General features: G+C 45.6%; 13 protein-coding genes. 5 read left to right on the top strand and 8 right to left on the bottom strand.

Annotated elements, in window-relative coordinates; translation table 11 throughout:
- Positions 1–26: 26 nt before the first annotated feature.
- The 6 genes from QUB44_RS17995 to QUB44_RS17970 form a co-directional block, all read right to left on the bottom strand.
- Positions 27–1,049 carry a ParA family protein gene (locus QUB44_RS17995; RefSeq protein WP_333369687.1) on the bottom strand — a complete coding sequence of 341 codons (1,023 nt, stop codon included), beginning with the start codon at positions 1,047–1,049 and terminating at the stop codon, positions 27–29.
- A gap of 127 nt (positions 1,050–1,176) precedes the next feature.
- Positions 1,177–1,629: an HNH endonuclease signature motif containing protein gene (locus QUB44_RS17990; protein ID WP_333369686.1), complete on the bottom strand. Its 453-nt coding sequence runs from the start codon at positions 1,627–1,629 to the stop codon at positions 1,177–1,179.
- Positions 1,616–1,858: a hypothetical protein gene (locus QUB44_RS17985; protein ID WP_333369685.1), complete on the bottom strand. Its 243-nt coding sequence runs from the start codon at positions 1,856–1,858 to the stop codon at positions 1,616–1,618. The genes QUB44_RS17990 and QUB44_RS17985 overlap by 14 nt, the downstream gene beginning before the upstream one ends.
- A 137-nt stretch (positions 1,859–1,995) precedes the next feature.
- Positions 1,996–2,523, bottom strand: coding sequence for a GNAT family N-acetyltransferase (locus QUB44_RS17980; RefSeq protein WP_333369684.1), 528 nt, complete (start codon positions 2,521–2,523; stop codon positions 1,996–1,998).
- A 42-nt stretch (positions 2,524–2,565) separates the two neighbouring features.
- On the bottom strand, positions 2,566–4,530 hold the full coding sequence (locus QUB44_RS17975) for a glycosyltransferase family 39 protein (RefSeq protein WP_333369683.1): 1,965 nt from the start codon (positions 4,528–4,530) through the stop codon (positions 2,566–2,568).
- A gap of 279 nt (positions 4,531–4,809) precedes the next feature.
- Complete coding sequence (locus QUB44_RS17970; RefSeq protein WP_333369682.1) at positions 4,810–5,388, bottom strand: hypothetical protein; 579 nt, start codon at positions 5,386–5,388, stop codon at positions 4,810–4,812.
- Between the two features lie 361 nt (positions 5,389–5,749).
- Here QUB44_RS17970 and QUB44_RS17965 point away from each other — a divergent pair, with 361 nt between their 5' ends.
- On the top strand, positions 5,750–6,082 hold the full coding sequence (locus QUB44_RS17965; protein ID WP_333369681.1) for a DUF565 domain-containing protein: 333 nt from the start codon (positions 5,750–5,752) through the stop codon (positions 6,080–6,082).
- A 75-nt stretch (positions 6,083–6,157) separates the two neighbouring features.
- Positions 6,158–7,303, top strand: a complete 1,146-nt coding sequence (locus tag QUB44_RS17960) for a glycerate kinase (protein ID WP_333369680.1) — start codon at positions 6,158–6,160, stop codon at positions 7,301–7,303.
- A 246-nt stretch (positions 7,304–7,549) separates the two neighbouring features.
- Here the strand turns inward: QUB44_RS17960 and QUB44_RS17955 are convergent, their stop codons facing one another.
- Positions 7,550–7,915 carry a hypothetical protein gene (locus QUB44_RS17955; RefSeq protein ID WP_333369679.1) on the bottom strand — a complete coding sequence of 122 codons (366 nt, stop codon included), beginning with the start codon at positions 7,913–7,915 and terminating at the stop codon, positions 7,550–7,552.
- Between the two features lie 326 nt (positions 7,916–8,241).
- On the opposite strand from QUB44_RS17955, the gene QUB44_RS17950 reads away from it, so the two are divergent.
- Entirely contained in the window at positions 8,242–8,769 is a 528-nt protein-coding gene (locus tag QUB44_RS17950) for an orange carotenoid protein N-terminal domain-containing protein (RefSeq protein WP_333369678.1), read from the top strand.
- Between the two features lie 528 nt (positions 8,770–9,297).
- On the opposite strand, the gene QUB44_RS17945 is transcribed toward QUB44_RS17950, so the two are convergent.
- Entirely contained in the window at positions 9,298–11,166 is a 1,869-nt protein-coding gene (locus tag QUB44_RS17945; protein WP_333369677.1) for a PAS domain-containing sensor histidine kinase, read from the bottom strand.
- 397 nt (positions 11,167–11,563) lie between these two features.
- Between QUB44_RS17945 and QUB44_RS17940 the strand changes: the two genes are divergently transcribed.
- Both QUB44_RS17940 and QUB44_RS17935 read left to right on the top strand, forming a co-directional pair.
- A complete protein-coding gene (locus tag QUB44_RS17940; protein ID WP_333057024.1) occupies positions 11,564–12,283 on the top strand; it encodes a response regulator transcription factor in 720 nt (239 codons plus the stop codon).
- A 484-nt stretch (positions 12,284–12,767) separates the two neighbouring features.
- Entirely contained in the window at positions 12,768–14,420 is a 1,653-nt protein-coding gene (locus tag QUB44_RS17935; protein ID WP_333369676.1) for an alpha-amylase family glycosyl hydrolase, read from the top strand.
- Positions 14,421–14,523: the final 103 nt, after the last annotated feature.

The raw sequence follows: 14,523 nt of genomic DNA, 5'->3' as shown, positions 1-14,523 counted from the left end.
GCAAGTTGAGCGTAGTCCAAACACGCTCATAGCTTTGAAATTAGCCTATTCATTGATTCTATACAGTTGTCTAGATACTCAGCTTTTACTTGAGTTTCCCTACCGGCATACATATTATATATACCTGGTTTCATTGCTGTAAAAGGTAGACCAAAAGCAAAAGCAACTACACCCGTTGTCTGAAAATCACGAAGCTCAACAATCCCATCACTGATGTTATTAAACGAAAATACTGAAGGCCTTGAAGACAAAATCTCTGAAATCATCTGGTCAATAGATGTCAGTACAGAGTGATATGCTGAAGCTGCACCCATGTACTGAGTAAGCCTATTTTTGGGAAACACATGAAATTGAGGAGTTGCCCTACCAGCGGAGCTTAGCCGCGACGAGAAGTTATGTTGACTATAAATAGGTGAAGGCAAATTAATACCGTGAACTAAGGAAAAGGCATTTTGCACAGCCCTTCTAGAAGAATCATCTGCCATCACGGGCAAAATGACGGAATCAACAGCCGCAAGAGCAATTTGTGTATATATTGAAAAGCTTGGATTAGCATCTACAAAGATGTAATCATAATTCTTATCCAAGCTTTTAATGAAGTCATTTAGCCAATCCACAATGTTAAGCCAAGTATCAGTCCCGGGAATTTGAGTATTGGCTAAAGTTGAGATTGCATTCGCTTGCAGTTCAACAAGCGCATCTCCAGCAAGCAGATATATATTATCAGAGATGTTCTGATTGAATTCACACGGCTTACTTATAAAAACTTGTACATCAATTTGTGGCATTTTGTACGGTGATGGCAACCGCTCTTGGAAATAGCCCCCAACTGTTTTTCTTGGGCTATAACTTTGTAATGTGAGAAGGTTCTCACTACCTTTACCTAGCAAACCACCCAAAAATAGTTCGGAGATATTAGCTTGAGGGCATAGATCCACGACCAGAATTTTAGCCTGCTTATTACGTTCAGCAAACATAGCGACAGATTGAAATGCCAAGCTAGTTTTACCTGTACCGCCTTTGTTATTCCAGTAAGCGTATTTTTTCATACCTGCTTTTTGCCTAAATAATGATTTTTTAATGCTTGTACTGGGACAAGTGTACCTCATCTATAAAAATAGTACACCAAAATAGTCTGAATTTTATTGGTTTAGTCGTCTCACAAAAATTACTACGTTAAGTTTGACACGGATCGCTGGGTGAAGGATGCAACCCAGTTTGTATCCAAAATCGCCTGGTTGCTCGAATAGAATCTTCCTCTGGATAGCGCATATCGTTCAGATCGAGACGGGTGCAAGTAGCTCGTCCTGTTGGCGTCACACCCTGAATCACTACCCCACCCTCTACCCATAAAAAGTGATCACCCCAGTGTTGACGCCGAGGATTAAAAAGAGGCACTATTTCTTGGGTTTCTGGATCAACCCCGGCCACAAAATTGTAGCGTCGCTCATTGCAACGACGACAGGCTAAGGCAAGGTTGCTAATGTCATGGGAACCTTCTAGAGAGCGTGGAATAACATGATCGATGGTAAAGCGATTCGCGCTCAGACGTTCTGGGGAATGACAGTATTCACATAAATAGCTCGCTCTTTCTCGAACCGCCTGTCTCGTCGGCTCACTGATTGACATCTTGAGCCGCCATCATTGCATTGATATGGGTAAAGATACGATCTAATTCCCCAATGGCGTCGAGTTCCGCTACCTCTTCTGCCATTAGTTGATCTGCCTTTTTCTTCTCTAACAATTGTTCCATGCGCTGTTGGAGCGATTCACTAAATTTGAACAACTTCCACCGATCGACTTTTTCAAGGCAAATCTCATGGATTAACGAGGAGGGTTTGTTGAGAATTGAAACCATTGTAGGCTCCCAGCTTCGGGTTTTAGGTAGTGACTAGATTATAGCTTTTATTCAATCTGGCAGATTTAATGCTCCAACCGAGAACCTTCAAATTACCGCCAAAACCAGTGACTTAAACAGCCAAACGGCGTTACGGTTCAAGTCGGATGATATTCATCCCTGCTTATTTGCCATCGCCATATCTTGCCTTCTTCAGGATCGTCCACCTCTGCAATGAACTTCATTCCCACTTTTTGCAACACGCTATTCGAGGCATTTTTTTCAGCTAAAGTGTGGGCGATGACTGCTTTAATCTCCTCGTGAGCGAAAGCATAATCGATCATTCCCTGGGCCACCTCAGTTGCAAATCCGCGATTCCTATATTCGGAAGCAATTTCATAACCTATCTCTATAGTCCCCGACTCATCAGGTGAGCCTTTGAAACCTCCGTTGCCTACAAGCACTTCATTTTTTGGATGAATAAACAAGTAGTTGCGCCAGTCAGTTGGAGGCGCATTGGATTCGCAAGATTCGTCAGCAGAAAGGGAAAATGCTTCCGGGAAATGAGGCCAGCTATTAGGCACTATGACATTTAAAATTGCTGCAAGCTCGCTTTTATTGCGTAATAAAGCTTCTACGTGAATCCTTTCGACGGGAAGTAGTTGAAGATTGTTAGTTTTAATCATTTTTATCCCTTGTTTAAGCATTATGAAATAACACTATAGACACTATCGAAATGCTGTTCTCGGAACCCTGGCGAGTTGGTAAGCGCCCCGACTGTCCAACAATTGGTATTGATTTGGCTGCAATCCTAATTGCACAAATTTCTCTGGATATCCCAGCAATAAAATAGAGGGAGAAGTTGGGTTTTTAGATTCCTTAATGTAGTCGATCGCCCCTCTGACAGCTCGGTAGTAAGTCACCGGCTCTTGGGTATAAAAAACCAGACTTGGTTTCCAGAAACCAACCATAATAAACTCTTCCCCTGGCAGTTTTTGTTGAACGGCAACCTGTGCTAACTCTCTCAGAGGTAACTGGCGGTTGATATCGACTACTTTGTAGGCAGGAGTAAGACCAAAGATGATAAATGCTACTAACCCGATGAAGTTAGCAACCAAAATCCAGCGCTGTTGTCGCTTCCAAAGTAAAAGTGCGATCGCCACCGCTGTAGTTATCCAAATCGCACCGCCGACAATCAGCAATCCCGACTGCTGAATTGCTTGGGGAAAATTGGGCATAGCCGGGTCATCTCCCAGCCAGTTGTAGCTGTAGAAAGTTGCTCCGGCTACAATTAATAAAAATATGACATTAAAAATGTATGTAACTAACAGCCCTCGCGGTAAAGAATTAGGTTTTTTTTCTAACTTTCCCCACCTGTTTTCGGGTCCGTTGCCCGCAATAATATCGCTCCACAGCAGCGTTACCAAAATCGCAGCGGCGGGGATTAAAGGCAATACATAACTGGGCAATTTGGTCACGGCGATCGTAAAAAAGCCAAAGATGCAGCCGAACCAAAATAAGGCAAATAAACTCAACTGAGCCGATCGCGGTTGACGACGCCAATAACTGCGCTGCCAAAAACGGGTGCGGGCGATCGCCACCGGCAAATAAATCGACCAAGGTGCAAAACCAACTAGCACTACAAAAAAGTAAAAATACCAAGGTGCCGAGTGCTTATTGACTACTCCAGTAAAACGCTGGAAATTGTGATAGCCAAAAAAGCTGTCAATATAAGTTTGACCGTTGTCTAAAATAACGAAAATGTACCAAGGCAGGGCGATCGCCAGAATAATTAAGATTCCCGACACCGGACGCATTTCGCGCCAAAGTTGCCGAAAATTTCCCAAATAAAGCCCGAAGCAGCCAACAATCAGCGCTGGCAGGACAATTCCCACAGGCCCCTTAGCCAGAATTGCTAAGGCAATTAGTACGTAAAAAGTCAGATACCACTTATTGGGAAATCGGGAAGTGGAAACGGTGGAAAATTCTGCTTTTTCTCTCTGTTCTTCTAGAGTGTAACCGAGAAAAAATGCGAGGAGTGCCGAACACATACAACTAACTAATAGCATATCTGAAACGCCAGTCCGTCCCCAGGCAATAGTTTGGGGATTTAAAGCTATTAGGGCCGCACCAATCCAAGGAGTAGAAAGAAAGAGTGGGAGACGGCGAGTTTTGAGTTTTGAGTGGTTATTCTCTGTTTCTTCTTCCTTGTTCCTGACATCCGTTAAATCCCGTACAGTGCTCGGTGCCGAACTTCCTTCTTCCTTCGATTTCGATAGGGTATAGAATCCGAGGCAAGTCAGACCGATCGCGCACAAAGCCGACGGAAGACGCACGGCCCATTCGTTAACGCCTAGAGTGCGGTAAGCCACCGCCATCAGCCAGTAAATCAACGGCGGCTTGTCAAACCTGGTTTCGCCGTTGAAAAAAGGAGTGATCCAATCTCCTGTCACCGTCATTTGACGGGCGGCTTCGGCAAACAACGGTTCGGTTTCGTCAACTAAACCGATGTTGCCGAGATTCCACAAGAAACCTACCCAGGCGATCGCGCACAGCCATAAAATCGATAGCAGCAAAGGTGCGATCCTCTTCGAGGGCTTCGCTAACGGGCGCTTCCTAAACTCTGACAAATTTTTAATAACTTCCTTCACCCAAACTTCCTGCGATTTTAGATTTAAAATTTTAGCTCGCATAGAGAGTCTACCGAAAGATTCGCATTCTCGAAACTCCCAATTCGATCGCATCCGGTTAAACTCAGATGTTACACCATTGTCAACAAGGCTTTTATGGGCGGGTTCGCGTACCCAACCCTACTCCCCACAAGAAAATTCACTCTTTGTGAAACAGGCCGGACAGCCTGTTCTTGAGAATGGTGCGGCTATGTGAGGTTAAACTCAGATGTTGCACCATTCTCAACAAGACCGGATCAATCGGCTTTCTCGACCAAAATCTCGGCACCAGCAGCTAAGCGTTCACGGCTGCAAAATTAATTGCCATTCTCCGGCTGTGCTGTTCCAAGCCGGCGAGGGTGTCTCCCCAGTGACGAAAGGCCCCCAGTAGCGGCGAGAACCATCCTGAGCAAAAACCACCAGAATGTCTCCCCGTTTAACTTTTAACTTGCCCTCCGGCAGCGATAGCATCAGTCCCTTGCCGCCGCCTTCCCCCGGCGCAAAATCCCAGTGCGCCGGTTTGCCGTAGGATTCCTTGGCTTGCCGTTTCGACAGCAGGGCCACTCGCACTGGGTGTTCGCTGCGGTTGCTGACGCGCAAAAGACCGGAGGCCTTAGCATCTACAGGGATTGAGGAAAGCAATTCCTCCTCTGCCTCTGGGGGGGTTGGTGTTGAGTCGGGTTTGGGCTCGCTGGCGGTGTCTGCTGAAGCTGTCGCAACTGGGGAAACCGGGGGTGTGCGGGGATGTGCGGTGGCTTGTGAGGGCCAATCGCTCGACTGATTTGAACCGTTGGAGATAGTGATTTCAAAACGTCCTAAAAACATTCCTGTAATTAGGACGATCCACACTCCAATTATGATCGGGTAAATTTTAAGATTCATAAATTTTAGGCTTAAAGGATAGACTGCACCCGCAATTAGTCTTAACTATTTTTAATGTAAAACCCGGGGCTGCTGTGCCACAAGATACAGTTACACTTAATTACTTGACCGTTCTCGGCTATAAGTCCGCGATCGCTTAATACCATCTTAGATGTTAAATTTTAGATTTTAGATGGCGAGATACTGACCCCGGTAAGAATTTGGAGTTGGTTGGGAGGGGCATTTGTTTACTCATCGGTATAGCTTTTAATGCCAGTTGAAAATAAGAGTACCACTATAGGCCCGTACTCCCAACCCCAATAGTCATCAGCCATTCCGCATCTCAAATCTCAAATCTCAAATCTCAAATCGTATAACTTTTATGCAGAATACCCGAATTAACAGATTAATTGATGTCCTGGGCGATCGCTTGCGGGGCTGGCTGAACAATCCTTGGCGACGGATTTCGCTCCTGCTAATTAGCCTGCTGTTCGGCACTTTTTTGGGAACTGCTATTTCGACAATCGCCGGACAATCTGCTGATTGGGATATTATCGTGGCCGGGCTGTTGGTTTTGTTGACTGAGTTTGCGAGCTGGCTGGTTTACGGCAGCCCGCGGCCTGTAGCCCGTTCTTTTTGGGTGGATATGCTCTATGCTCTGAAAATTGGCGTGACTTACAATTTATTTGTGGAGGCTTTCAAACTAGGTTCTTAAAAGGAGGGGAAATATTTGTCGGTTGTAGATAGTAATTGTACAAAACCCGCCCCCGCTAGCGAGAGTTTTTAGGATATGGATCGATCGACTGTAACCCCTGTTGAAATTTTACATCGATGGCAAGCCGGCGATCGCCCGATCGCTTCCGACTTCCATCACCTGGCTTTGTGGGAACTTGCGGATGATGTGCGATCCTCTTCGAGGGCTTCGCTAACGCGCGCTTTTGGCATTACTCCCGACAATGCAGCCGATGTTGTCCGCTGCAAAACCGATTTATTCTTTTCTATTCTTGACGAACTGCATACTTTCCCTCTCAAGTCAACTGTTTTTCTCGAAACTTTGTGGAATCTTTGGCTGCCGCTGGCAATGCAATTATCGACTACCAAACAAACTTTAAACCGTCCTTTAATTCAAGGAATTTTAGGAGGGCAAGGAACCGGAAAAACTACTTTATGCCAAGTTTTGAGGCTGATTCTGGGAAAATTGGGATATTCTACTGTCAACCTTTCTTTAGACGATCTTTACAAGACTTATGCCGATCGCCAACAACTCCAAAAAGCCGACCCGCGTTTAATTTGGCGTGGCCCCCCCGGCACTCACGATATTGACCTGGGAATCGCAGTTTTAGACAACTTGCGCGGTTCTCAAACTCGCGAATTAGCAGCAGTTGACAATCCCAAATCTGATGCCATAAAACCGGATATAATTAAAAATATAGAAATTCCCAGGTTTGACAAATCAGCCTATGGAGGTGCAGGAGATAGAAGTCAACCCGAAATTATTTCCGGTGCGGATATTGTACTTTTTGAAGGTTGGTTTGTCGGCGTGAATCCGGTGGTTGATGCCAAATTGAACGAGTTTTTGGCGGGTGCACCGTTTCCGATTTCCACAGAGGGCGACTGTCGGTTTGCGCGGGATATGAATGCGAAGCTGCACGACTATCTGCCGCTGTGGAACCGATTAGATCGGTTGATGGTTTTGTATCCCCAAGATTATCGCATTTCTCAAGTCTGGCGCAATCAGGCGGAACAAGAAATGATGGCGGCGGGGAAGTCGGGAATGTCAGAGGCCGAAATTAATAGGTTTGTCGAATATTTCTGGAAAGCGCTGCATCCCGAGTTATTTATTAAGTCGATGGTTGAAAAGGGCGATCGGGTGGATTTAGTAATTGAAATTTTGGGCGATCGCACTGTCGGCAAAATTTGTCGGCGATCAACTTAAAATTAAGCGATTAGGGAGACTTAAAATTAACGCTTTAAGCACACAACAATGTTGTCTCGCTACCGTATTGCAGCCCTTAAGGACACAACAATGTTGTGTCCCTACTGTATTGCAGCTTATCGTGCACTCACTTGAGCATTCAGGAGTTATGCAAAAAGTGGTTTGACGCGCGAATTATACGAATAAGGCGCGCCATAAGCACCCTACAATACAGAGGTTTTGCATCGAGGATGGAGAATTTCTAAATTAACTGCCGGGAGTACCACGATCGATCGCTTTCTGCATCACATCGTCGGTAACTTCGCCCGGTGTACCTGTGGGCTTAATTTCCTGAGCCATCGAACGAAAATCATCGGGCTTGCCGCTTTTATCGGCCGGCTTTGCGATATCTTTAGGAGTGGGAATAGGAAATTTAGGTGCAGTTGCAGCGGCGGCAGCTTGAGCGCCGGCACCCGTGCGATCAATTTCACTAACGCTGAATTCTTTTGAAGCTTCGTAGTCTGCTGATACATCAACGGTCGGCAACTTTTGTTCTCCAGCTTCCGCGCTTTCAGTGATCTGCTGAGCGTCAAAGCTTTCAGTGTTATTTTGTTCTGTATTGATTTGAGACATAGCCGACTCCTTGCTAGTTTTATTTAACAATGCACTGTATCAATTATTACTTATATCCCGGCTTTTTCATCTACCCGCAGATGTATCGTTGGCTTCTATCTTAAGGATGATTTATTCTGGGGTTGTGCCTTAACATTACACCACTTTCCGAAAAGAATGCAGCTTTAGACAAGCTCCTAACCCATACATACTAAGCCATTCCCCATTGTTTAATCTAAAATCTAAAATTTAAAATCTAAAATCGTATTACCTCTCGGGGATGGTGACGGGCACTTACAAATCTTGATATTTATATATTCTGGAAGCATTTTTAAGGAATTTTGTTTATGAACTCACCCGCCGCGACCAATCCTCACTCTCTCTCCAACGAGACTCAAAACATCCTTCAGACAATCAACGGGTTGGGTACAGATGAAAAGCTGGCACTGCTCTACTTTGTTTATGAAAAAATGGGAGATTCAATTACACCAGCCGCTCCCGCCGCTGCCGAACCAGAATTAGCTCCCATGCTGCTGGATGATTTTTACAAGCTTTCCCATGACCAACAACTGAATATAATGCGAGGGATTGTCAACCGCGACGACACGCCCTATTCTCACGCTTATGGAGCTTTAACTGCTAACAATCAGTTGGTGGTTTGGTATGCTTGGGCTATTGATATGGGGGAAAAAATTGTCGATATCCCCGAAGGATATGAGGCAACTGAGGCTGTCAATGGCGTGTTGGGTCAAATTGAAGGTCTTGATTTTGAACAGCAAATTTCGGTGCTGCGCGACGTAGCTAATAATATGGGCTACACCGATGTTAAACCAATTTCTACTCAGGCGGAAGTAGGGAAAACTTCTAGTCTTTAGATAAGAGTCTGCTGTTGCAACCTATCCTACACAAACTCTCCTCCTAGTAGAGAGGGACTCATATCAATTCCGGTTATACTCCTTATGATGGGGAGTGGGGAGTGGGGAGTGGGGGAATGTGGAATTGCGCGACCTTGACTTGATCATTCCCATGCAACCGGAAACGATATCAAGAATAAAGGAATTACCCAAAACCTCTATAGGGTGCGTCGAGGCGCACCCTACCGCTATAATTAGTAGGTAATATTATGTCCGGTCGATTACCCCTAATACGGTAGGAGATTCCCTCACGAAAAATATCTGCCAATAATTGACAATCTCAAAAACCCGCCCTTTTAATCGCGGTCACTCGATCGGACATGATATAAAACCTTTTTTTACTCTTAGTCCTATTTATTCTTTCGTGTCTTAGAGAGGGAAGAAAGTTCTTGTATGAACAGTTTTATTCTTTCGTGTCTTAGAGAGGGACGAAAGTTTTTGTATGAGCAGTTAAAACCAGCTCATCTGAGAAATATAAAAAGGCTTTAGTCAGCCAGTGAGTTTTTTAGGGTAAATTTTTCGTGGGAATTCCATCCGAAAAGTCGAACCTTTTTTGAGTTGACTTTCGGCAGTAATTGTACCGTCGATCATCTTGACTAAAGAAGCACAAATAGCTAGTCCTAAACCCGTGCCTGGATATTGGCGAGTTGTGGTTTGGTCGGCTTGATGGAATTTGTCGAAAACGTGGGGGAGATCCTTTTCACAGATGCCGATTCCTGTATCCCGAACGGTGATAATTAGCCGATCGCGATTAAATTCCCGCACCTCAATGTAGATGCTGCCCTGATGTGTGAATTTAACCGCGTTGGAAACGAGATTGACCAAAATTTGCCGCAGGCGCAACTTGTCATTAACTATAAGCTGATTCTGCAAGCAGACGCTGACGGACATTGCCACGTTCTTATCGGTGGCTTGATTTCCGAATTCCAGGGCGACATCCATTACTAAATGCGCTAAATCAAATTTTTCAATTTTTAATTCTGTGCGGCCACTCTCGATTTTGGAGAGGTCGAGGATATCGTTAATCAGCAGTAGCAGATTTTTGCCGTTATCTAAAATGCGCCCCACCATTTGTCTTTGCTGGGCGGTCAGCAGTTGTTTGTGCTGGCGCAGCAGCAATTGGGAAAAGCCGATAATCGCATTCATGGGAGTTCGCAATTCGTGGGACATAATGCCCAAAAATTGCGATTTTAACTTGGCTGCTTCTAGCAGTTCCAATTTTTGCTGTTGAATGCGTCGCCCCTGATTTTCTAGTTCTTCCTGCTGGCGAATTAGCAGCTCGTTTTGCAAGTCTAAAAGCTGTTCCTGCTTTTTTAATTTTTTGATCGCCAGCGCGTTGTTAATTGCGATCGCAGCTTGTTTTCCCATCACCGCCAGCAGTTGCTGAGTATGCCTGTCCATCGCCATGCTGTCTTTCCCGTTGCCGATGGCTAACACACCCAAACGCCCGCTTTCCCCCGAATCGATCGCCACTGCACAAGCCGCCGCCGGCAGCAAGCCTTTGCGGCACTCCGACCGCCACAGTACAGACTCTCCCGTGGCAAATGCTTTCCACAACAGCTTGTTTTGCACGTGCGGGGTTTTGCCCCCACCAAAGTTTTCCGTGCCCCCGACAGCGCTGAGTTTGAGGCCGCTGCAATCGGACTCCAAGAGAGCAACTAGGCAAAATTCCGCTCCTGCGATCGCCTCTACAGTCGCATCCGCGATGGCTTGCAACAACTGGCACAAGCTACCCGCGCGCTGGCTCAATATATTTGTAAACTGCTCTATCACCTGTAACTCCTGCCCAGCCTCTATTACCGTCCGGGCTTCGCACCATTTTTCATCTTTGAAGTTAGCTTCCGAGCGCGCTTGATGGCGCCAAAACTCTGGTTCTGCTTGGGGCTCGGCTTGAGTTTGTTTGATCGGCTCCATATCTATATAGGTTCCCACCCACTCCAAAACTTCCTGACTGTCTAGATTAGCCGGCGTTCCTCTGGCCAGGTTCCAGCGGTAAGTGCCCTCTCGCGTCTGCAGACGAAATAGAATTTCGTAGCTTGGCGGCGGAAACTCACCAATGCGCGAGCTCGCCAACAGACGAGGACGGTCTTCTGGGTGGACCTGCGCCAGATAGCCGAAACCCAAAGCTGCTACTGCTGATACCCCCGTATATTCCTCCCAGCGCTGACCTAAATAAGTCACCCAGCCGTCGGCATTTGTTTTCCAAACTATGTGAGGAATTGCCGACCACAGGCGATCGTCCTGAGTTTCGCAGTCGCAAACTTGCGGTTGGGGGGATGTTATTTCAGATACTTTGTGTAAGATTTCCGAGTCGGAAAACTCCGACTGAAAAGACTTATTGCCGTGATACTGAGTCATAACAGGTTATATAAATAAGCATTGGACTAGAGCCCTAACACCGGCTAAAGACTCGTGCTGCTAGCTTTATTGATTTTGACGAGCCAAGTGCATCAAAATTTTTTATACTTTAAATCTATCTGGGTAGTGGTATCTTTACCTCTATCAACGGGCGGACAATGAGATAATTCAGTTAAACTGTTAAAACATTGAGAGCTTACCTGTCCCGATCGGGCTCCTGCAGGCATCGCCGCAAAATAACTTAAAAATTAACTTGCATTCTTGGCGGCTGCATGAGTATGCTTTAAAATGATGTGCGACCTGTAAAACCCTAAATCAGGACACATTCTCAAATTTTCTCAGTTTAGCTGAGTCAGTTGACGATATTTTAAAAGTTTAGCGGACTATTGGAAGAAAGATGAGTAAAATTCGCGTTGCTTTGGTAGAAGACCATGACCTGACAAGAGTCGGCATCCGCACAGCTTTACAACAGCGTGACACGATAGAAGTTGTCGGCGATGCAGCTAACGCTACAGAGGGATTGAAACTGCTTCAGTCTTCAAAACCTGACGTGGCAATTGTAGATATTGGCTTGCCGGATTTTGATGGCATTGAACTTACACAAAAGTTCAAAAAATCGGTAGCGGAGTCCGATCCTGATACAAAAATTTTGATTCTGACTTTTCAAGACAATGAAGAAGAAGTTCTGGCAGCTTTTGCCGCCGGAGCTGACTCTTACTGCATGAAAGATATTAGCTTCGATCAGTTATTAGATGTAGTAAAAGTAACTCACGAAGGTAACTCTTGGATCGATCCGGCGATCGCCCGCATCGTCCTGAAACAAGCTCGCACTCAGGAACCCGCGCCGGAAGAACCGAAGGCTGAGGGCAAAAGAGTCACAATTAAGGCTGCCGAACCCGAGTTTAGTCACATCATTGAGACTTACCCTTTAACCGAGCGGGAATTAGAGGTTTTGGAACTGATCGTGCAGGGTTACAGCAATGCTGCAATCGCCGAAAAGCTGTACATTACTGTCGGTACAGTCAAGACTCACGTCCGCAATATTTTGAACAAGTTGTGCGCTGATGACCGCACTCAGGCAGCCGTTCTCGCCCTGCGTTCTGGCTTGGTTGGATGAAGCCTTATCATCAGGCAAAATCAAGTTAAAAGTAGGGTGCGCTGGGCGCACCTTACGGCCACTGATTTAGGGTGTGCAGTGCACACCGACTGACTAATTGTTACCAAAAAATTAGGGCAGGCAGTGTGCACCAGCCGAGCAATTGTTTGTTGTTAAAAAAGGAGAAAGTTTAAAGCCGCATCTATCCCAGTACAGATATTTTTTTAAATATTGAAAAAAGTAAATCTACCTTAAGATAGATGCTAAAAAAGTATCATATTACTAATATTTATTGTTGATATATCCCCAGTTAGATAAATTTCGCTCGCACTGCCAATATTGCGGGATTTCACTTCATAAAAGGCGCAGGCAGAGACCAGATTACGATACTTTTAGGAATAGTTAAGCCTTAAATAAATTATATCCGTAGAGTGATGCTGAGTTCGCTTAAATTTGCGAGATTAAAAGTATCAACTGCTACTGAAATATTTTAGAAAGAGGTATTATGGTCGCTCCAATTGAATTCAAGTTATTTGCTCCATACAACAAAGGAGCTGCCTTGATGGGCTCTTTTTCTAATTGGGAAGAGATTCCGATGGAAAAGGACGAAGAAGGTTATTTCCGCACGCGAGTTAAGTTGGAAGATGGCGTTTATCAATACAAATTCCGCGTTCAGTCGAAAAGCTGGTTTGTGGAAGCAGATCAGTGGGTAGATGTGGTCGATCCCTACGCGACTGACATCGACAATCCCACTCAAAACGGCGTTGTTCGGATCAAAGATGGCGATCGCATTGTCGATACCTACGTCTGGAAACACGACGATAAGCCGCTACCGGCCGATCGGGAATTAGTGATTTATGAAATGCACATTGCTGACTTTTCCGGCGGCGAAGATGATCCTTTCGCCCGCGGCAAGTACAAGCACGTCGTCGAAAAACTCGATTACCTAGTCGAACTCGGCATCAATGCGATCGAACTCATGCCCCTCAAAGAATACCCAGGCGACTACAGTTGGGGCTACAACCCCCGTTACTTCTTCGCTACCGAGTCCAGCTACGGAACCACAGAAGAACTCAAAAACCTGATAGACGAGTGTCACGGCCGCGGTATTCGCATCATCATGGACGGGATTTACAACCACTCGGAAGCATCGAGCCCCCTCACTCAAATCGATCACGATTATTGGTACCACCACGAACCCCGCGATCCTGACAACAATTGGGGCCCGGAATTTAACTACGAATTCTACGACGAAAACTTAGGCACTTTCCCGGCGCGCAAATTTGTTGGCGATACAGTCCGCTTCTGGATTCAAGAATATCATCTCGACGGCATTCGTTTCGATGCGGCGCGACAAATTGCTAACTACGATTTCATGCACTGGATAGTTCAAGAAGCCAAAAACGCCGCCGGCCCAAAACCGTTTTATACCGTTGCCGAATACATTCCCGAAAATCCCAGCATCACGAATCAAGACGGGCCGATGGACGGCTGCTGGCACGACAGTTTCTATCACTCCATAATTCCACAACTCTGCGGGGACAATTTTGATTTAGAACTGCTCAAAGAGGTAATCGACTGCAAGCGGCAAGGTTTCTTGGGTGCTACGAATGTAGTCAATTATTTGAGTAATCACGACCACGATCGCGTTTTTGCCGAATTGGGCGATCGCGGGATTTTGGATGAAGCCGCCTTCAAGCGGGCGAAGTTGGGAACGGTGGTGTTAATGACAGCAGTTGGCGTGCCGCTGATTTGGATGGGCGAAGAATTTGGCGAATACAAAGCCAAAACAATTGAGCAAGCTAAAATTGACTGGACGCTGCTAGGAAATGACCTGAATAAAGGTTTGTGGGAATACTACAAAGGCTTGATTCACCTGCGTAAAAATAACCAAGCACTTTACACAGAAAACATCGACTTTTTCCACGAAGACCCCGACTCTAAAGTTTTTGCTTACACTCGCTGGAACGATGAAGGTTCGAGAGTTGTAGTAGTGGTTAATTGGTCGGAAAATTATCTAGCGGGTTACACCGTTCCCAACTTCCCGGCAAACGGAAATTGGCACGAATGGACGGGCAATTATGATATTGAATCTGGCGATAACAATATTATGATTGACTTGCCGGAATACGAAGCGAAAGTGTTTGTTTGGCAGTAATATCATTTCCGGTTACACCGGAATGATGTTGAATGTTGACTGTTGACTGTTCACTGTTGACTGTTCACTGTGAGTCAACAGTCAACAATCACGGACGGTGCAA

This window comes from Microcoleus sp. AT3-D2 (genome assembly GCF_036705715.1).
Lineage (GTDB): Bacteria > Cyanobacteriota > Cyanobacteriia > Cyanobacteriales > Microcoleaceae > Microcoleus.
This window is presented reverse-complemented; position numbering and strand designations above follow the sequence as displayed.